The following is a 19,200-nucleotide window of genomic DNA, read 5'->3' on the forward strand; positions in this document are numbered from 1 at the left end:
CCCGCCGGAGCAGACCCGCCGGAGCAGACCCGCCGAGAAGACCCGAGGGCCCCGGAACCACCGGTTCCGGGGCCCTCGCGCACGACGGCCTCAGTACCCGAGCGCCGTCCTGATCTCCCGCTCCACGTCCTGCGCCGCCACGAACAGCAGCTCGTCCCCGCCCTCCAGCGCGTCGTCCGGGGTCGGCACGATCACCCGACCGCCGCGCAGGATCGTCACCAGCGCCGCGTCCCTGGGCAGCGCCAGGTCCCGCACCGGCGTCCCGGCCAGCGGCGTGTCCTCGGTGAGCGTGATCTCCACCAGGTTCGCCTGCCCCTGCTGGAGCGTCACCAGCCGCACCACGTCCCCGACCGTGACCGCCTCCTCCACCAGCGCGGACAGGATGCGCGGCGTCGACACCGCCACGTCCACCCCCCACGCCTTGGTGAACAGCCACTCGTTGCTGGGCACGTTGATCCGCGCCACGACCCGCCGCACCGCGAACTCGGTCTTCGCCAGCAGCGACACCACCAGGTTGACCTTGTCGTCCCCGGTGGCCGCGATGACCACGTCGCACAGCTGGAGCCCGGCGTCCTCCAGCGAGGACAGCTCGCACGCGTCGGCCTGCACCCACTCGGCCTGCTCGACGGTGTGCGGCTCGAAGTGCGCCCGGTCCCGCTCGATCAGCATCACCTGGTGCCCGTCCGCGACCAGCTCCTGCGCGATGGAGCGCCCCACCGCGCCCGCGCCTGCGATGGCGATCCTCATCAGCCCTCCTCGGGGGCCTGGGCCGCGGCCGAGGCGACGTCGGTGATGGTGCCGGACAGCGCGGCCACGTACACCACGTCGTCGGCCTGGAGCAGCGTCTTCGGGCCGGGCAGCACGCCGGTGCCGAACCGCATGACGAACGCCACCCGGCAGCCCGTCACCGCCTCGAACTCGCTGACCGGGTGACCCACCCAGTCCTCGTGCGGGTCCAGCGGCAGCACCGCGACCGTCCCGGACGGGTCGCGCCACGCCGTGGACGCCCCCTCCGGCAGCAGCATCCGCAGGAACCGGTCGGTGCTCCACGGCACCGTCGCCACGGTCGGGATGCCCAGCCGCTCGTACACGGCCGCGCGCCGCTCGTCGTAGATCCGGGCCACGACGGCCTCGACGCCGAACGTCTCGCGCGCCACCCGCGCGGAGATGATGTTGGAGTTGTCGCCGCTGGACACGGCGGCGAAGGCGCCCGCCCGCTCGATGCCCGCCTCCACCAGCACCGCCCGGTCGAAGCCGTTGCCGACCACCTGCTGCCCGTGGAAGTCGGGGCCGAGCCTGCGGAAGGACTGCGCGTCCTTGTCGATCACCGAGACCTGGTGGTCGAGGCGCTCCAGCGCCTTGGCCAGGGAGGAGCCGACCCGGCCGCATCCCATGATCACCACGTGCACGTTGCCTCCTGAGCGACGCCTTCCGGCAGAACCTACCCACGACTACTCCGAGCAGGGGAGGTGACCCCGTACGCTTACCCCCCGTGTCCAAGCTCGCAACCGCGGCCAAGCGCCTGCTGGTCGGCAGGCCCTTCCGCAGCGACCGGCTCGCCCACACCCTCCTGCCCAAGCGGATCGCGCTGCCGGTGTTCGCCTCGGACGCCATGTCGTCCGTCGCGTACGCGCCGGAGGAGATCTTCCTGGTGCTGTCGGTGGCCGGCCTGTCGGCCTACGCGATGGCCCCGTGGGTGGGCGTGGTCGTGGTGCTGGTGATGCTCGTCGTGGTCGCCAGCTACCGGCAGAACGTGCACGCCTACCCCTCCGGCGGCGGCGACTACGAGGTCGCCACGGTCAACCTGGGCCGCAGGGCGGGCCTCACGGTCGCCAGCGCGCTGCTGGTGGACTACATCCTCACCGTCGCGGTCTCCATCTCCTCGGCGGCGGCCAACATCGGTTCGGCCATCCCCTTCGTGGCCACGCACAAGGTCGAGTTCGCGGTCGTCGCGATCGTCCTGCTCACCGCCGTGAACCTGCGCGGCATCCGCGAGTCCGGCGGCGCCTTCGCCATCCCGACCTACGCCTTCATGGGCGGCGTGCTGCTGATGATCGGCTACGGCCTGGTGCGCGCGCTCGTCCTCGGCGACGAGATGCGCGCCGAGTCCGCCGACCTGGTCATCCGCGCCGAGCACGACAACCTCGCAGGCTTCGCCTTCGTGTTCCTGGTCCTGCGCGCCTTCTCCTCCGGCTGCGCGGCCCTCACCGGCGTCGAGGCCATCAGCAACGGCGTGCCCGCCTTCCGCAAGCCCAAGTCCCGCAACGCCGCCACCACGCTGCTGATGATGGGCGGCGTCGCGGTCGTGATGCTGATGGGCCTGATCGCCCTTGCCCAGCTCACCGGCGTGCGGATGGCCGAGCACCCGGAGGAGCAGATCGTCGGGGCCCCCGAGGGCTACGAGCAGAAGACCATGATCGCCCAGATCGCGGGCGCGGTCTTCGACGGCTTCCCCGCGGGCTTCTTCTTCATCGCCGTCGTCACCGCCCTGATCCTGGTGCTGGCCGCGAACACCGCGTTCAACGGCTTCCCCGTGCTCGGCTCGATCCTCGCCCAGGACCGCTACCTGCCGCGCCAGCTGCACACCCGCGGCGACCGCCTCGCGTTCAGCAACGGCATCGTGTTCCTCGCGGGCGCGGCGATCGTGCTCGTGGTCGCGTTCGACGCCGAGGTCACCAAGCTCATCCAGCTCTACATCGTCGGCGTGTTCGTCTCGTTCACCATGAGCCAGCTCGGCATGATCCGGCACTGGACCCGGCTGCTGGCCGACGAGGACGACCCCGAGCGCCGCGCCCGGATGCTCCGCTCCAGGGTCATCAACGCCATCGGCCTGGCGATGACCGCGTCCGTGCTGGTCGTGGTGCTGCTGACCAAGTTCACCAAGGGCGCCTGGATCGCGATCGCCGCCATGGCCGCCATCTACGCCCTGATGACCGCCATCCGCAGGCACTACGACCGGGTCGCCGAGGAGCTGCGCCAGGAGGAGCGGCAGAAGCTGCTGCCCTCCCGCAACCACGCGATCGTCCTGGTGTCCACCCTGCACATGCCGACCCTGCGGGCGCTGGCCTACGCCAAGGCGACCCGGCCGGACGTGCTGGAGGCGGTCACCGTCAACGTGGACGACGGCGACACCCGCAAGCTGGTGCGGGCGTGGGAGAAGGAGGGCTTCAAGGTCCCGCTGAAGGTGGTCGAGTCGCCCTACCGCGAGATCACCAAGCCGGTCCTGGACTACGTCAAGCGCATCCGCACCGCGAACCCGCGCGACGTGGTCACCGTCTTCATCCCCGAGTACGTGGTCGGCCGCTGGTGGGAGTCCATCCTGCACAACCAGAGCGCGCTGCGGCTCAAGGGCAGGCTGCTCTTCGAGCCCGGCGTGATGGTCACCAGCGTGCCGTGGCAACTCGCGTCCTCCCACCGGGTGACGCACCGGGACGACGCGCTGGCTCCCGGCCAGGTCCGCAGGGGCCTAGACCAGCGCGACCTCGAACAGCGAGCGAAGAACCGGAGCGGCGAGTGAGCACCACAACCTGGCTGAAGCAGGTAGTCGAGGTCGAGGTCGGGGCGGTCGCCCACGGCGGCCACTGCGTGGCCCGGCACGAGGGTCGGGTGGTCTTCGTCCGGCACGCGCTGCCCGGCGAGCTCGTCCGCGTCCTGATCACCTCCGACAACGGCGGCTCGTTCTGCCGGGGCGACGCCGTCGAGGTCCTGCGGCCCAGCCCGGACCGGGTCACCCCGCCGTGCCCGTTCTCCGGACCGGGCAAGTGCGGCGGCTGCGACTGGCAGCACGCCTCCTGGGGCGCCCAGCGCGACCTCAAGGCCGCCGTCGTCGCCGAGCAGCTCCAGCGCCTCGCGGGCGTGGAGCGCGAGGTGGAGGTCGAGCCGCTGCCCGGCGGCCACCGCGACTGGCGCACCCGGCTGCGGCTGGCCGTCGGCCGCGACGGCAAGCCCGGCTTCCGCGGCCACCACAGCCACGACGTCATCCCGGTCGACCACTGCGTGATCGCCGCGCCCCACGCGCTGGACGACGTGCTCGACCGCGCCTGGCGGCCCGGCTCCGAGCTGGCCGTCACGCTCGACTCCACCGGCAAGCAGCACGTCACCGAGATCGCCCCCGCCCAGCGCAGGGGCGGCAGGCGGCCCACGCCCGGCCCGTCCAAGCTGCGCAGGGGCAGCGGCGGCGCCGTCGAGCGCGCCGCGGACCGCGACTGGCTGGTGCGCGCCGACGGCTTCTGGCAGGTCCACCCGCACGCGGCCGACACCCTCGCCCGCGTCGTCGGCGAGTGGGCCGCCTGCGAACCCGGCGACCACGCCTGGGACCTGTACGGCGGCGCTGGCCTGTTCGCGTCCGTCCTGGCCGCCCAGGTCGGCGAGACCGGCTCCGTCGAGGTGGTCGAGTCCGCCGCGAACGCCGTCCGCGACGGGCAGCGCGCCCTCGCCGACCTGCCGCAGGTGAAGTGGCACGTGGGCCGGGTGGAGGACTCCGTCACCCGCGCGCCGCTCGCCGACCGGTCACCCTCCGTCGTCGTCCTCGACCCGCCCCGCAAGGGCGCGGGCGCCGCGGTCCTCGACGCCGTCGCCGCGCGCCGTCCCACCAGGGTGGTGTACGTCGCCTGCGACCCCGCGGCCCTGGCCAGGGACGTCGCCCTGCTCGCCGGGCACGGCTACCGGTTGACCCAGCTCAGGGCGTTCGACGCGTTCCCCATGACGCACCACGTCGAGTGCGTCGCCCTGTTCACGCGCGGTGACTGACCGGGCGCGAGGCAGGGCGTCTCAACGGGTGGTCCGTAGACTGGCCGGACGAGCAAGGACCAACCCCCAGGACACGAGGTGGAAGCGGTGTCGCTGCTGGAATCCGTCAACGGACCGGCTGACCTGAAACGGCTTGACCACGACCAACTCGCCGCGCTGGCCGACGAGGTCCGCCGATTCCTGATCGACAAGGTCTCCCGCACCGGCGGGCACCTCGGCCCCAACCTCGGGGTCGTCGAGCTGACCATCGCCGTGCACCGGGTCTTCGACTCGCCGCACGACTCGGTGGTCTTCGACACCGGGCACCAGAGCTACGTGCACAAGATCCTCACCGGCAGGCGCGAGGGCTTCGACACCCTCCGCAAGAAGGGCGGCCTGTCCGGCTACCCGTCCCGCGAGGAGTCCGAGCACGACGTCGAGGGCAACAGCCACGCCTCCACCGCGCTGTCGTACGCGGACGGCTTGGCCAAGGCCTACCAGCTCACCGGCCAGCGGGACCGGCACGTCGTCGCGCTCGTCGGTGACGGCGCCCTCACCGGCGGCATGTGCTGGGAGGCGCTCAACAACATCGCCTCCGGCACCGACCGCCCGGTGGTCATCGTCGTCAACGACAACGGCCGCTCCTACTCGCCCACCATCGGCGGCCTCGCCGACCACCTCACCTCCCTGCGCCTGCAGCCCGGCTACGAGCGGGCGCTGGAGCGCGGCAAGTCCGCGCTCCAGTCGGCCCCGATCCTGGGCAAGCCCCTCTACGCCGCCCTGCACGCCGCCAAGCGCGGCATCAAGGACGCCATCAGCCCGCAGGCCATGTTCGAGGACCTCGGCCTGAAGTACCTCGGACCGGTCGACGGCCACGACATCGCCGCCGTGGAGTCCGCGCTGCACCGCGCCAAGTCGTTCGGCGGGCCGGTCATCGTGCACACCGTCACCCGCAAGGGCAACGGCTTCGCCCCGGCCGAGAACCACGAGGCCGACCAGATGCACGCCACCGGCGTCATCGACCCGATCACCGGCGAGAACCTCAGCCCGTCCAAGCGCACCTGGACGCACGTCTTCGCGGACGAGCTCGCCGCGCTCGGCGGCGAGCGCGAGGACCTCGTCGCCATCACCGCCGCGATGCGCGGCCCGACGGGGCTCGACAAGTTCGCCGCGGCCTTCCCGGACCGCTGCTTCGACGTCGGCATCGCCGAGCAGCACGCCATGACCTCGGCCGCAGGCCTGGCCATGGGCGGGATGCACCCGGTCGTCGCGATCTACGCGACGTTCCTCAACCGGGCCTTCGACCAGCTCCTGCTCGACGTGGCGCTGCACCGCCAGGGCGTCACCGTCGTGCTCGACCGCGCGGGCATCACCGGCCCGGACGGCGCGTCCCACCACGGCATGTGGGACCTGTCGATCCTCGGCGTGATCCCCGGCGTCCGGGTGGCCGCACCGCGCGACGCGGGCACCCTCGCCGAGGAGCTGCGCGAGGCCGTCGCGGTCGACGACGCCCCCACGGTCATCCGCTACCCCAAGGCCTCCGTGGGCGCGGACCTGCCCGCCGTCGAGCGGATCGGCTCGGTGGACGTGCTCAGCCGCGACGGCGACGACGTGCTGCTCGTGGCCGTCGGCGCCTTCGGCGAGCTGGGCCTGGCCGCCGCCCGCAAGCTCGCCGACCAGGGCATCGGCGTCACCGTGGTCGACCCGCGCTGGATCTACCCGGTGCCGCCCGAGCTGGTCGCCATGGCGGCGAACCACCGCCTCGTCGTCACCGTCGAGGACGGCGGGCGGCACGGCGGCTTCGGCTGGTCCCTGGCCGCCGCGCTGCGCGACGCCGACGTGGAGACCCCGCTGCGCGACGTGGGCGTGCCGCAGGCGTTCCACGACCACGCCGAGCGCGCCGAGGTCCTCGCCGACCTCGGGCTCACCGCGCAGGACGTGGCCCGCCGCATCACCGAGTGGGTCGTCGCCGAGCAGCCCGCGGAAAACCAGGCGACGGCGCGCAAGTAGTCGATCTGACGTTCCCCCTGCCCGCGAGCGGTCGAGGCGGCGATGCCCACCCCGGTCCCGCGCGTAGCAACGGGCAGCAGAGGTGCTTTCCGCCATCCTGAGCCGCCGACCCCCGTGACAGGAGCCGGCGCCCGGCCAAGCGGACCCCCGAGGTCCCCGCCGGGCGCCCGCGTCGCGGGGGTCGGCGCGTGGGAGGGCGGGAGCCGGAGGGGGAGCACCGGTGAAGGTCGTCGTCATGCCGTGGCACCGCGCCGTGCGCTTCCGCGACGGGGAGCACGTCGGCGAGCTCGGACCGGGCAGGCGCCGCGTCGGCCGCCGCGACTCGCTGCACCGGGTCGACACCCGGCTCCAGACCAGCACGCCCTCCTCCCAGGAGATCCCCACCGCCGACGGCGTCCACGTCCGCGTCACGCCCGCCCTCACCTACGCGGTGGTGGACGCGTCCCGGTGCGTGCTGGCCGCCGACTCGCCCACCCAGGTCCTCCACCTGGCCTGCCAGTTGCGCCTGCGCGCCGCCGTCGCCGCCCGCGCCCACGACCGGGTCGACCCCGAGCGCGCGGCCATCGCCGCCGAGCTGCACGAGGGCCTGCGCCCCCTGGTGGACGAGATCGGCGTCGAGGTGCGCGAGGTGGCGATCCGCGACGTCGTCATGCCGCCCGAGCTGCGCCGCGCCGCCATCGCCGAGATCACCGCCCGCGCCGAGGGCCGGGCCGCCCTGGAGCGCGCCAGGGGCGAGAGCGCCGCGCTGCGCTCCCTGCTCAACGCCGCCCGCCTCGCCGAGGAGCACCCCGTGCTGCTCCAGCTCCGCTCGCCCCAGAACGCCCAGACGGTCGTGGTGGAGCAGAGCGGCGCGCCCCGGCGGGCCGAGCGGGCCAAGCGCGAGGCCGCCGACCAGCACGCCCAGCCCGGCGACAGCCCTCGCTAAGCGCCCTCTCAGGTGCCTGTGGCACCTTTGTCGGCGTGCGCATCCTGGTAGTCGAGGACGAGGCGCCACTGGCCGACGCGATCGCGCGCGGCCTGCGGCGCGAGGGCATGGCCGTGGACGTGGCCTACGACGGGGAGAGCGGGCACGAGAAGTCCTCGGTCACCCGCTACGACGTGGTCGTGCTCGACCGCGACCTGCCCGGCATGTCCGGCGACGAGCTGTGCGGGGAGATCCTCAGCTCGGGGGCGCTCACCAGGGTCATGATGCTGACCGCCAGCTCCGGGGTCGAGGACCGCGTCGAGGGCCTGTCCCTCGGCGCGGACGACTACCTGGCCAAGCCGTTCGCGTTCCCCGAGCTGGTCGCGCGGGTCAGGGCGCTCGCCCGCCGCGCCACCCCGGCCACCCCGCCGCTGCTGACCGCCCGCGACGTCGAGCTGGACCCGGCCCGCCGCACCGTGCGGCGCGGCGGCCAGCCGGTCGAGCTGACCCGCAAGGAGTTCGGCGTCCTGGAGGTCCTGCTCGCGGCCAAGGGCTCCGTGGTCAGCAGCGAGGAGCTCCTGGAGCGGGTCTGGGACGAGAACGCCGACCCGTTCACCACGACCGTCCGGGTCACCGTCATGACCCTGCGCAAGAAGCTCGGCGAGCCTGGCATCATCGACACCGTGGTCGGCTCCGGTTACCGAGTCCCGACGGCAGGCTCCGCTGAAGGCTGAGCTGAGCCGCCGCAGGGGGCCGGGGCTGCGCGCGCGGATCACCCTCCTCGCCACCGGCCTGGTCGCGTTCGTCAGCGCCCTCCTGCTCCTGCTCGGCTGGATGCTCGTCAGCCGGGTGGTCGAGTCGTCGCCGCGCTTCCCCGAGGGCAGCACGGTCGTCGTCGACGGGGTCGAGGTCGACGCGGCTTCCCTCACGGACTTCCTCGGCAGGCAGGCCCAGGACGACGTCCTGCGCTCGGGCAGCGTGGCCTTCCTGTGCGTGGTGGTCGCCGCCGCGCTGCTGGCCTGGACGATCACCGGGCGGGTGCTGCGACCGGTGCACGAGGTCACCGACGCCGCCCGCAGGCTCTCCGCCGAGTCGCTGGGGGAGCGGCTGCGCCTGGTCGGCCCGCGCGACGAGGTCGCGGAGCTGGCCGACACCTTCGACGAGATGCTCGACCGGCTGCAGGCCGCGTTCGACTCGCAGCGGCGGTTCGTCGCCAACGCCTCCCACGAGCTGCGCACCCCCCTGTCGGTGATCCGCACCGAGCTGGACGTGACGCTGTCCGACCCCGACGCGGACGCGGAGGAGCTGCGGCGGATGGCCGGGGTGGTGCGCTCGGCGGGGTTGCGGGCCGAGCAGCTGGTGAGCGCGCTGCTGCTGCTCGCGCGCACGGACGGCATCGGGCTGGCGGTGCGGGAGCCGGTGGACGTGTCCGCGCTCGTGGAGTCGGCCTGGCGCGCGGTGCGGGCCGAGGCCGAGCAGCGCGGGGTGCGCCCGGTGTTCCACCTCGCCCCGGCGCCCGCGGTCGGCGACCCGGCGCTGCTGGAGCGCATCGCGGGGAACCTGCTGGAGAACGCGGTGCGGCACAACGCGCCGGACGGGTGGGTCGAGGTGCGCACCGAGGGCGGCCCGGTGTGGACGGTGCTGCGGGTGTCGTCGTCCGGTCAGCTCATCGCGCCGGAGCTGGTGGAGAAGCTGTTCGAGCCGTTCCGGCGCGGTGGCAAGGACCGGACGGCGCGCACGGGGACGGGTCTCGGCCTGTCGATCGTGCGGGCCGCGGTGGCCGCCCACGGGGGGAACGTGCAGGCAGCGGCGGTGCCGGGGGGTGGCCTGTCGGTCACCGTGCACCTGCCGGTCGCCCCCGCGTGAGCGCTCGGACGGGGCTCGTCACAACACTTTTGAGTGGTCCCGGTCACATGATCGCGGGTTTGAGGGCCTCCGCACCGGGTACTACCTGCGAAGACACCCCTCCGGGGCCCGGATTTGTAACCGCGTTGGCATGGGTGTAACTTTCTCTCTGCCAGCGCGGAACGGGCCGGGAAAAACCGGAACGGAGCGGGGCGAAAAACCTTGAAACACCAGCCCCGGATCGGGTCGCGGATCGTCGCGGACTTGAGATGGTGTGCGCGTGTTCTTTGAGAACTCAACAGCGTGCCGAATAGCCAGTAAATTATGATCCTCGTCAAGAGGATTCCTTTGAGATTGTTACTGGACAGCTGACAAATTCATGTCAGTGGTTGTCCGAGCGATCAACTCATTCATTATTGGAGAGTTTGATCCTGGCTCAGGACGAACGCTGGCGGCGTGCTTAACACATGCAAGTCGAGCGGTAAGGCCCTTCGGGGTACACGAGCGGCGAACGGGTGAGTAACACGTGGGTAACCTGCCCTGTACTCTGGGATAAGCCTGGGAAACTAGGTCTAATACCGGATACGAGCCTTCCCCGCATGGGGTGGGTTGGAAAGTTCCGGCGGTACAGGATGGACCCGCGGCCTATCAGCTTGTTGGTGGGGTAATGGCCTACCAAGGCGACGACGGGTAGCCGGCCTGAGAGGGTGACCGGCCACACTGGGACTGAGACACGGCCCAGACTCCTACGGGAGGCAGCAGTGGGGAATATTGCACAATGGGCGAAAGCCTGATGCAGCGACGCCGCGTGAGGGACGACGGCCTTCGGGTTGTAAACCTCTTTCAGCAGGGACGAAGCGCAAGTGACGGTACCTGCAGAAGAAGCACCGGCTAACTACGTGCCAGCAGCCGCGGTAATACGTAGGGTGCGAGCGTTGTCCGGAATTATTGGGCGTAAAGAGCTCGTAGGCGGTTTGTCGCGTCGGCCGTGAAAACTTGGGGCTTAACCCCGAGCCTGCGGTCGATACGGGCAGACTTGAGTTCGGCAGGGGAGACTGGAATTCCTGGTGTAGCGGTGAAATGCGCAGATATCAGGAGGAACACCGGTGGCGAAGGCGGGTCTCTGGGCCGATACTGACGCTGAGGAGCGAAAGCGTGGGGAGCGAACAGGATTAGATACCCTGGTAGTCCACGCCGTAAACGGTGGGTGCTAGGTGTGGGGGACTTCCACGTCCTCCGTGCCGCAGCTAACGCATTAAGCACCCCGCCTGGGGAGTACGGCCGCAAGGCTAAAACTCAAAGGAATTGACGGGGGCCCGCACAAGCGGCGGAGCATGTGGATTAATTCGATGCAACGCGAAGAACCTTACCTGGGCTTGACATGCACTGGAAACCAGTAGAGATATTGGCCCCCTTGTGGCCGGTGTACAGGTGGTGCATGGCTGTCGTCAGCTCGTGTCGTGAGATGTTGGGTTAAGTCCCGCAACGAGCGCAACCCTCGTCCATGTTGCCAGCGCGTTATGGCGGGGACTCATGGGAGACTGCCGGGGTCAACTCGGAGAAGGTGGGGATGACGTCAGTCATCATGCCCCTTATGTCCAGGGCTTCACACATGCTACAATTGGCCGGTACAAAAGGGCTGCTAAGCCGTGAGGTGGAGCGAATCCCATAAGCCGGTCTCAGTTCGGATCGGGGTTCTGCACTCGACCCCGTGAAGTCGGAGTCGCTAGTAATCGCAGATCAGCACGCTGCGGTGAATACGTTCCCGGGCCTTGTACAACACCGCCCGTCACGTCACGAAAGTCGGTAACACCCGAAGCCCGTGGCCCAACCCGCAAGGGGGGGAGCGGTCGAAGGTGGGACTGGCGATTGGGACGAAGTCGTACAAGGTAGCCGTACCGGAGGTGCGGCTGATCACCTCCTTTCTAAGGAGCATCTGCACTGCGGTCTTCGGATTGTCAGTGGAGGCCACGCGGTCGGCGAACGATCGACCGGTGGAGCTCAATATTGTGGATGCTGGCTAATGCAGAACCTCGGGTTGTCGGGAGAGTTAGTACTGCTCGTAAGAGCGTGGAAGGGTCTCCAGAGGGTTCAAGGCTTCTGTTCGGTACGCTGTTGGGTCCTGAGAGAACACGTGAGTGTCTTTCAGTGATCGGGCTGATCCAGCCCACGAACCAGTCGGTCAGTGTGACCGGGTAGGCGTGGACGGAGAAGGATCAGCGTCGGTTTGTTCTTTGAGAACTGCACAGTGGATGCGAGCATCTTTGTGGCAAGTTATTAAGGGCATACGGTGGATGCCTTGGCACCAGGAGCCGATGAAGGACGTAGGAGACTGCGATAAGCCTTGGGGAGCTGTCAACCGAGCTGAGATCCAAGGATTTCCGAATGGGGAAACCCGGCCCCAGTCATGTGGGGTCACCCACGTCTGAACACATAGGGCGTGTGGAGGGAACGCGGGGAAGTGAAACATCTCAGTACCCGCAGGAAGAGAAAACAACCGTGATTCCGTGAGTAGTGGCGAGCGAAAGCGGAAGAGGCTAAACCGTATTCGTGTGATACCCGGCAGGGGTTGCGTGTACGGGGTCGTGGGACCCACTGGCCAGTTCTGCCGGACTGGCAAGGAGTCATAAAACGGAGTCGTTAGCGGAACGTGTCTGGAAAGCGCGGCCGTAGAGGGTGAGAGCCCCTTACGCGAAAACTCTCCGTCTCCTTGTGGTGTTCCCAAGTAGCAGCGAGCTCGTGGAATTTGCTGTGAATCTGGCGGGACCACCCGCTAAGCCTGAATACTCCCTGGTGACCGATAGCGGACTAGTACCGTGAGGGAAAGGTGAAAAGTACCCCGGGAGGGGAGTGAAATAGTACCTGAAACCGTGTGCCTACAATCCGTCGGAGCCTTACGGGGTGACGGCGTGCCTTTTGAAGAATGAGCCTGCGAGTTAGTGCTACGTGGCGAGGTTAACCCGTGTGGGGTAGCCGTAGCGAAAGCGAGTCCGAATAGGGCGCCAGAGTCGCGTGGTCTAGACCCGAAGCGGAGTGATCTAGCCATGGCCAGGGTGAAGCGTGGGTAAGACCGCGTGGAGGCCCGAACCCACCAGGGTTGAAAACCTGGGGGATGAGCTGTGGTTAGGGGTGAAAGGCCAATCAAACTCCGTGATAGCTGGTTCTCCCCGAAATGCATTTAGGTGCAGCGTCGTGTGTTTCGTGCCGGAGGTAGAGCACTGGATGGTCTAGGGGGCCCACAAGCTTACCGAAATCAACCAAACTCCGAATGCCGGTACGTGAGAGCGCGGCAGTGAGACTGCGGGGGATAAGCTTCGTAGTCGAGAGGGAAACAGCCCAGAACGCCGGCTAAGGCCCCTAAGTGTGTGCTAAGTGGGAAAGGATGTGGGATCGCACAGACAACCAGGAGGTTGGCTTAGAAGCAGCCACCCTTTAAAGAGTGCGTAATAGCTCACTGGTCAAGTGGTCCTGCGCCGACAATGTAGCGGGGCTTAAGCACACCGCCGAAGCCGTGTCATTGACACGGAAGTGTTGATGGGTAGGGGAGCGTCGTGCAGCCAGCGAAGTGCCGGAGTGATCCAGGTGTGGAGGCTGTGCGAGTGAGAATGCAGGCATGAGTAGCGAAAGCAGAGTGAGAAACTCTGCCGCCGGATGACCAAGGGTTCCTGGGCCAGGCTAATCCGCCCAGGGTAAGTCGGGACCTAAGGCGAGGCCGACAGGCGTAGTCGATGGACAACGGGTTGATATTCCCGTACCCGTGTGAACGCGCCCATGGCGAGGCTTGTGATGCTAACCGCCCAAAGCCCATCGTGATTCTTCGGATGATCGGTGACGTGGAGCGCGGGAACCGAACTTGTAGTAGTCAAGCGATGGGGTGACGCAGGAGGGTAGCTCCGCCAGTGAGTGGTAGTACTGTGGAAGCGTGTAGGCCGTCTGGTAGGCAAATCCCCAGCATTGAGGCTGAGACGTGATGCATAGGCCGATTGAGGCGAAGTAGAGTGATCCCATGCTGCCGAGAAAAGCCTCTAGCGAGCTTTCACGCGGCCCGTACCCCAAACCGACACAGGTGGTCAGGTAGAGAATACCGAGGCGATCGGGCGAACTGTGGTTAAGGAACTCGGCAAAATGCCCCCGTAACTTCGGGAGAAGGGGGGCCGAGGGATTTGAAGCCCCTTGCGGGCTAGGAGTTTTCGGCCGCAGAGACCAGCGAGAAGCGACTGTTTACTAAAAACACAGGTCCGTGCGAAGTCGCAAGACGATGTATACGACTGACGCCTGCCCGGTGCTGGAACGTTAAGGGGACCGGTTAGCTCTTCGGGGCGAAGCTGAGAACTTAAGCGCCAGTAAACGGCGGTGGTAACTATAACCATCCTAAGGTAGCGAAATTCCTTGTCGGGTAAGTTCCGACCTGCACGAATGGCGTAACGACTTCTCGACTGTCTCAACCACAGGCCCGGCGAAATTGCACTACGAGTAAAGATGCTCGTTACGCGCGGCAGGACGGAAAGACCCCGGGACCTTTACTATAGCTTGGTATTGGTGTTCGGTTCGGCTTGTGTAGGATAGGTGGGAGACTGTGAAGCGGCCACGCCAGTGGTTGTGGAGTCGTCGTTGAAATACCACTCTGGTCGTACTGGATGTCTAACCTCGGTCCGTGATCCGGATCAGGGACAGTGCCTGGTGGGTAGTTTAACTGGGGCGGTTGCCTCCCAAAGAGTAACGGAGGCGCTCAAAGGTTCCCTCAGCCTGGTTGGCAATCAGGTGTCGAGTGCAAGTGCACAAGGGGGCTTGACTGTGAGACCGACAGGTCGAGCAGGGACGAAAGTCGGAACTAGTGATCCGGCCATGGCTTGTGGAAGCGTGGTCGCTCAACGGATAAAAGGTACCCCGGGGATAACAGGCTGATCTTGCCCAAGAGTCCATATCGACGGCATGGTTTGGCACCTCGATGTCGGCTCGTCGCATCCTGGGGCTGGAGTAGGTCCCAAGGGTTGGGCTGTTCGCCCATTAAAGCGGTACGCGAGCTGGGTTTAGAACGTCGTGAGACAGTTCGGTCCCTATCCGCCGCGCGCGTAGGATACTTGCGGAAGGCTGTCCCTAGTACGAGAGGACCGGGACGGACGAACCTCTGGTGTGCCAGTTGTCCTGCCAAGGGCATTGCTGGTTGGCTACGTTCGGAAGGGATAACCGCTGAAAGCATCTAAGCGGGAAGCTCGTTCCTAGATGAGGTGTCCCACCCCTTTGTGGGTTAAGGCCCCCAAGAGACTATTGGGTTGATAGGCCGGAGATGGAAGGCCAGTAATGGTTGGAGTTGACCGGTACTAATAGGCCGAGGACTTGTCATGAAGACGCTACGCATCCACTGTGCGGTTCTGAAGGAACCGAACCGACCATCACCGGTCGCTGACTGGCTCCCTGGTGGGGGTTGGGCGCGATGGGTGGTGCTGTGTGGTTGGTTATCTTCATAGTGTTTCGGTGGTCATTGCGGTTGGGGAACACCCGGTCCCATTCCGAACCCGGTAGTTAAGCCTTCCAGCGCCGATGGTACTGCACTCGTGAGGGTGTGGGAGAGTAGGACGCCGCCGAACATTTTTTCCCTGTGGGGCGCACGGTTTTCCGTGCGCCCCACAGGGCTTTTCTGCGTTCTAGACGTAGGTCAGGACGAGGAGCACGAGCGACGCGGCCACGATGCCCGCGAACAGCACGGGCGCCCACACCAGCTCGTCGACCGGCGGACGCCCGCCCCGGTACCTCGGTCTGCTGCGCTGCTGCCACCTGATCACGCGCTTCTCCCCTCGTCGTGCGGGGCCTCCCCGCCCGCGCCGCACCACGTCCCACGGTAGGCAACGACCGTGCCGGGAACCTGCGGGTCACCCGCTCGCTGCGGCGCTTCGCCTGGTCAGCGGCGCGAGGTCGTTGTCGGGGTGGCGCCTGGGGGAGGGGGTGCGGCCGAGCGCGTGAACGGGCCCGGCCGCACGTCCGCCGTCAGCGGCTCTGCAGCGCGTCCACGGCGACCGCCTGGGCGATCACCATGCGGTGGTCGGCGGCCGGGTCGTTGATGGTGATCAGGTAGTGGTCGCGCAGCCAGGTCTTCTTGTCCACGCTGAAGACCGGCGCGCCGTTCTCCCTGGTGAAGTCGAAGTGGTAGCGCATGAAGAACGGCAGGTTGTTGATGAACGGGATGAAGCCCCACACCCTGCGGAGCACGGCGAGCCCCTGGCTGCGCTCCTTGCCGACCGCGGGGGCCGCGCCGTGCTGCTCGAAGTGCCAGGTGGAGTTCACCAGCGACTTGCGGAAGTCCTTGCGGAACAGCCCGATCGACTGACCGCCCGCGACCACCACGTCGTAGGCGCTGCCCAGGTCGATGACCTTGCGCGCCTTGAACTCCGCCAGCACCGACTGCTTGGTGCTGTCGGTGTAGATCGTCACGCGCTCCTTGAACGCCAGGCGCTTCTGCTCGACGAACGCGATCAACCGGCCCGGCTGGCCCTGGCCGTCGTCGGCGAAGATCTCGTACCGGTTCACCATCATGGTGATCTTCTGGTGCATGTGCAGCAGGGCCGGGGGCTGGGGGTGCATCGGGTCCTCATCACTCGCAGTGGCGGATGTGGCGCCCGCACGGTCACTCGACCGGGCGAAGGTCACCGGTGGGGAAGCGGCGCTCGTTGCGCTCGATCTTCGCGAAGGCCGCGTCGACCAGGTCGACGTCGAGCTTGTCGGCCAGCCGCACCAGGTAGTGGACCACATCGGCCAGCTCGTCACGCACGTTCCAGGCCAACTCGGGGTCCTGCATCGCGGCGGCGGCCTGCTCGGGCGTGAGCCACTGGAACAGGTCGGTCAGCTCCCCCACCTCGCCGGACAGGGCCATGACCAGGTTCTTCGGCGTGTGGTAGGTGTCCCAGTCGCGGGCGGCGGCGAAGTCGCGCAGGGCCTGCTTCAGGTCGGCCAGGGACTTGTCACCGGGGCGCCCGGCCTTGGTCTCGCTCTCGCTCATGCGAGTGGGGTACCACAGCGGGCTCAGGTGGCGGCGAGCAGCTCCGCGACCGCGCTGACCAAGCGCGGGTGGTCCGCGGGCGCGAGCGTGGCCCACTGCCGCCCGTCGGGCGAGGGCTTCCGGGTGAACTGCCAGCGACCGCGGGCGGTGTCGTAGAAGTTGATCGCGTACGGCCCGCGGCGGCGGCCGGTGCGGCCGGTGCGGCTGGAGGCGCCGAACTGGCCGGTCCGCTGCACGTCCCCGAGCACCTCGCGGACCTGCCGGGCGTCCTGGTGCCCCAACCCGGCCTCGTGCAGCAGGCGCTCCAGGCGGGCGGGCGAGTCGTTGGACCGCTCGACCGCGGCGTCCAGCTCGGTGGCGAGCAGCGAGATCGAGCGGGCGCGCGGGGCCGGGTGCGGGGGGAGCAGGGCGACGACCGCGTCGGCGAGGCAGTGGTGGGCGACGTCGGTGACGGTGATCCGGTCGGAGGTCAGGACGGCGAGCAGCCCGTGCCCGCGCCGGGTGGCCGCGAGCGCCCGCACGCGGGGGCCGCCGTCGAGCCGCAGGCGGGCGTCGACCTCGCGCTCGGGCGCGGCGAGCAGCTGGAGCCTGCCCGCGACGGAGGGGCTGAGCTCGCTGCCACCCGCGAGGTCCCGGCGCTCCAGGGCACGCCAGGCCTCGACGTGGAGGGCGCGGCGCTCGTCGTGCGTGGCGCCGTGGGAGGGGAAGGACAGGATGGTGGGGAGCTCGCCGAGGCCGAGGCGCTCCCAGCAGAGCTCCAGCTCCACCTTGGAGAGGACGAATCTCACTGGCGGTCGTCTCCGATCACCGGGGGGCTGACCTTGGGGATGCTGTCGGCGCCCCAGACGTCGCGGAGTTCCTCGAGGTAGGAGGCGGACTTGTGGTGCTGGTCGTGCTCACCCGCCCTGCCGTTCGGGGGGAGGGCGGCCATCCCGGACGGGGGCGGGGTGGCGGAGGTGGGGAGGCGGGTGGCCTGCTGCGGTGAGGCGGGAGGCGGTGCGCCGGTGGTGACTACCGGGCGGCTTACGCCTTGCGCGCCACCGGCTCCGCCTGCCCCGTTTGGGCCTCCGGGGGCGGTGTGGCCGCCGAGGGGGAGAGAGCCGGAGAGGGCGCGGGATCCTCTGCCTGTGCCGCTGATGCCGAGACCGGGGTTCAGACGGCTGGTGATGCTCGTGGGGCTGGCTGCGGCGGTGAGCGTTGTGCCCGCAGAGGAGGTGCTGCCGATGCGGGGGAGGACGGTGAAGCTCTGAGCGGGCTGCTGGGGTGTTGCCGAGGGGGTTGTGGTGATCGGCGGCGCGGATGCCCGCTGGGGCGCGCTGGGGGTTGCTGAAGCGCTTTCCGTGGAGCCCTGAGGTGAGGTGAGGGCTGGCGCGCTGTGGTGCTCGGGCTGCGGTGATGACTGGAACGGGAGTGGGTGGCTGGGTAATGGAGGCGGAGGAGTGCTGGCGGTCAGAACACGAGGCGGCGGGGCGGCGGGGCTCTCGTCGACCCTGGTGGTGATGGCGGGCGGTGGGACGAAGTCGCCAACCGCGTCCAGTGCGTTGGCCGTGCCTGCGCCGTAGCTCTGCATGACCCGCACGGCAACCCGTTTGGCCTCGTTCGCGAGCCGCTCCTGGACGTCCTGGTCGGTCTGACCCCCGATGAGGTGGATCAACTTGCCGGGGATTCCGCAGATGTCGTCGTTCGCCGTGGAGGTCACCTGGACCGGTTCGGGCATGGTGTGCCGTGCGGCGTTGTAGCAGGAAACGTGCTCCTCGAACGATCTTCGGGTGGCGGCCCCCGCCTCTCGTGCCTCTTGCGCCCACTGCACGAGCGGCACGTGGGAGGACCTGAACTCCTCGCCCGCCGCGCCGATCCACACCGCCCCGGAATCCCTGATGGCGGAGTCGAGTTCGGATGTGGCCTCGCCGAGCACGCGGTCGAACTCTTTCCACCCCTCGGTGACCGCCTCGGAGACTCCGTGCTTCCGGTCGTTCAGCAGTTCGTAGAGCGTTTTGTGCGACATCGCAGCGAAGTTGTGCTTCTCGTTCGTCATCGACCCCCCTGGACTGTTCGCAATGTCTGCACCGCTCCTTGCGCGAGTTGGATCGCGCGTTCGCAAGGTGTCTGGTTCGCGTCGAAGTTCTTGGTGCTGCGGGAGTGGGAGGCGTTGAGGTACTGTCCGGCGCTCGTGTCGACCATGACGTCGCAGCGGTTCGGATACCCGTCGACCTGGACCGTGATGGCGGGGAGCCCGTCGATCTCGATCGTCTCGGTGAGCTTCCCGGTGCGATCGCCCTCGAACCAGCCCTCTATTCCCTCGCTGGTGACGGGAACCACCGTGTCGATCCCGTCGGTTTCCGACCACGTGCACCCGGTGGCTTCGAAGGCGGACAGTTCGATCTCACGCCCGTCGCGTCCGATACCGATCTCGGTGAGCTCCTCGGGGGAGAGCAGGCCGCAGGGCTTCACCTTGGTGATGTCCAACCACTGCCCCTCCTGCCTGACCGGCCTCTGAGGACTGGCTTGTGACGACGAAGCCGGCGGCGGGACTTGAGCGCCCTGCGGTTGTGAAGCGGCTCTCGCCGTGCCCGACGTGGTGCTCTCAGCCGAGAACGCCGACACCGCCACGGCGATGGCTGCGATCACGCCGATCGTCGCAGTGGTGAAAATGACTGCCTTTTGCGCTGAAGCGGTGGGCAGTGATGATTTGCGTGCGTGCAGCGTCGTTTCGTACATC

At 68.2% G+C, this 19,200-nt stretch carries 14 protein-coding genes and 3 rRNA genes; 9 read left to right on the plus strand and 8 right to left on the minus strand.

All coding sequences use genetic code 11. The features are described from left to right. Window positions 1–90: 90 nt before the first annotated feature. Entirely contained in the window at window positions 91–747 is a 657-nt protein-coding gene (locus tag CNX65_RS07530) for a potassium channel family protein (RefSeq protein ID WP_015800361.1), read from the minus strand. Further along, window positions 747–1,409, minus strand: coding sequence for a potassium channel family protein (locus CNX65_RS07535; RefSeq protein ID WP_096492119.1), 663 nt, complete (start codon window positions 1,407–1,409; stop codon window positions 747–749). The genes CNX65_RS07530 and CNX65_RS07535 overlap by 1 nt, the downstream gene beginning before the upstream one ends. A gap of 83 nt (window positions 1,410–1,492) precedes the next feature. On the opposite strand from CNX65_RS07535, the gene CNX65_RS07540 reads away from it, so the two are divergent. From CNX65_RS07540 to rrf, 9 genes are all read left to right on the plus strand, one after another. Beyond that, window positions 1,493–3,517 (plus strand): APC family permease, encoded by a 2,025-nt coding sequence (locus tag CNX65_RS07540; RefSeq protein ID WP_096492120.1) that lies wholly within the window; start codon window positions 1,493–1,495, stop codon window positions 3,515–3,517. Next, the gene (locus tag CNX65_RS07545) at window positions 3,514–4,749 is read left to right on the plus strand and encodes a class I SAM-dependent RNA methyltransferase (protein ID WP_096492121.1); all 1,236 of its coding nucleotides are present in this window, start codon (window positions 3,514–3,516) and stop codon (window positions 4,747–4,749) included. Before CNX65_RS07540 ends, CNX65_RS07545 begins: the two co-directional genes overlap by 4 nt. 87 nt (window positions 4,750–4,836) lie before the next feature. Then, entirely contained in the window at window positions 4,837–6,738 is a 1,902-nt protein-coding gene (gene dxs / locus CNX65_RS07550) for a 1-deoxy-D-xylulose-5-phosphate synthase (protein ID WP_096497662.1), read from the plus strand. Between the two features lie 220 nt (window positions 6,739–6,958). Beyond that, entirely contained in the window at window positions 6,959–7,663 is a 705-nt protein-coding gene (locus CNX65_RS07555) for a slipin family protein (RefSeq protein WP_096492122.1), read from the plus strand. A gap of 35 nt (window positions 7,664–7,698) precedes the next feature. Continuing rightward, window positions 7,699–8,376, plus strand: coding sequence for a response regulator transcription factor (locus tag CNX65_RS07560; RefSeq protein ID WP_096492123.1), 678 nt, complete (start codon window positions 7,699–7,701; stop codon window positions 8,374–8,376). A 100-nt stretch (window positions 8,377–8,476) separates the two neighbouring features. After that, the gene (locus tag CNX65_RS07565; protein WP_232519736.1) at window positions 8,477–9,508 is read left to right on the plus strand and encodes a sensor histidine kinase; all 1,032 of its coding nucleotides are present in this window, start codon (window positions 8,477–8,479) and stop codon (window positions 9,506–9,508) included. Between the two features lie 392 nt (window positions 9,509–9,900). Continuing rightward, window positions 9,901–11,412: ribosomal RNA gene (locus CNX65_RS07570) — 16S ribosomal RNA — on the plus strand. Between the two features lie 342 nt (window positions 11,413–11,754). Next, window positions 11,755–14,832, plus strand: a 23S ribosomal RNA gene (locus CNX65_RS07575). Window positions 14,833–14,958: 126 nt separating this feature from the next. Next, window positions 14,959–15,075 (plus strand): 5S ribosomal RNA (gene rrf, locus CNX65_RS07580). The 16S, 23S and 5S rRNA genes sit together here, the layout of an rRNA operon. 57 nt (window positions 15,076–15,132) lie before the next feature. On the opposite strand, the gene CNX65_RS35180 is transcribed toward rrf, so the two are convergent. The 6 genes from CNX65_RS35180 to CNX65_RS07605 all read right to left on the minus strand — a co-directional run bounded on the left by CNX65_RS35180 (window position 15,133) and on the right by CNX65_RS07605 (window position 19,199). Beyond that, window positions 15,133–15,270, minus strand: coding sequence for a hypothetical protein (locus CNX65_RS35180; RefSeq protein ID WP_157767536.1), 138 nt, complete (start codon window positions 15,268–15,270; stop codon window positions 15,133–15,135). Window positions 15,271–15,472: 202 nt separating this feature from the next. Continuing rightward, a complete protein-coding gene (locus CNX65_RS07585) occupies window positions 15,473–16,066 on the minus strand; it encodes an LURP-one-related/scramblase family protein (RefSeq protein ID WP_096492125.1) in 594 nt (197 codons plus the stop codon). A 43-nt stretch (window positions 16,067–16,109) separates the two neighbouring features. Next, window positions 16,110–16,481, minus strand: coding sequence for a nucleotide pyrophosphohydrolase (locus CNX65_RS07590; protein WP_096492126.1), 372 nt, complete (start codon window positions 16,479–16,481; stop codon window positions 16,110–16,112). 23 nt (window positions 16,482–16,504) lie between these two features. Continuing rightward, window positions 16,505–17,269, minus strand: coding sequence for an ESX secretion-associated protein EspG (locus CNX65_RS07595; RefSeq protein ID WP_096492127.1), 765 nt, complete (start codon window positions 17,267–17,269; stop codon window positions 16,505–16,507). After that, window positions 17,266–18,516: a PPE domain-containing protein gene (locus CNX65_RS07600; protein WP_096492128.1), complete on the minus strand. Its 1,251-nt coding sequence runs from the start codon at window positions 18,514–18,516 to the stop codon at window positions 17,266–17,268. Before CNX65_RS07600 ends, CNX65_RS07595 begins: the two co-directional genes overlap by 4 nt. After that, window positions 18,513–19,199, minus strand: coding sequence for a DUF3558 domain-containing protein (locus tag CNX65_RS07605; RefSeq protein WP_096492129.1), 687 nt, complete (start codon window positions 19,197–19,199; stop codon window positions 18,513–18,515). The genes CNX65_RS07600 and CNX65_RS07605 overlap by 4 nt, the downstream gene beginning before the upstream one ends. Window position 19,200: the final 1 nt, after the last annotated feature.

Source organism: Actinosynnema pretiosum, assembly GCF_002354875.1.
GTDB classification, from domain to species: Bacteria; Actinomycetota; Actinomycetes; order Mycobacteriales; family Pseudonocardiaceae; genus Actinosynnema; species Actinosynnema auranticum.

What these genes read in the sequence shown, in the direction of transcription:
- CNX65_RS07565 (WP_232519736.1), top strand. Translation starts at nt 8,477, where the DNA reads ATGCTCGTCAGCCGGGTGGTCGAGTCGTCGCCGCGCTTCCCCGAGGGC.
- CNX65_RS07585 (WP_096492125.1), bottom strand. Translation starts at nt 16,066, where the DNA reads ATGCACCCCCAGCCCCCGGCCCTGCTGCACATGCACCAGAAGATCACC.
- CNX65_RS07600 (WP_096492128.1), bottom strand. Translation starts at nt 18,516, where the DNA reads ATGACGAACGAGAAGCACAACTTCGCTGCGATGTCGCACAAAACGCTC.
- CNX65_RS07605 (WP_096492129.1), bottom strand. Translation starts at nt 19,199, where the DNA reads ATGTACGAAACGACGCTGCACGCACGCAAATCATCACTGCCCACCGCT.
- CNX65_RS07590 (WP_096492126.1), bottom strand. Translation starts at nt 16,481, where the DNA reads ATGAGCGAGAGCGAGACCAAGGCCGGGCGCCCCGGTGACAAGTCCCTG.
- CNX65_RS07530 (WP_015800361.1), bottom strand. Translation starts at nt 747, where the DNA reads ATGAGGATCGCCATCGCAGGCGCGGGCGCGGTGGGGCGCTCCATCGCG.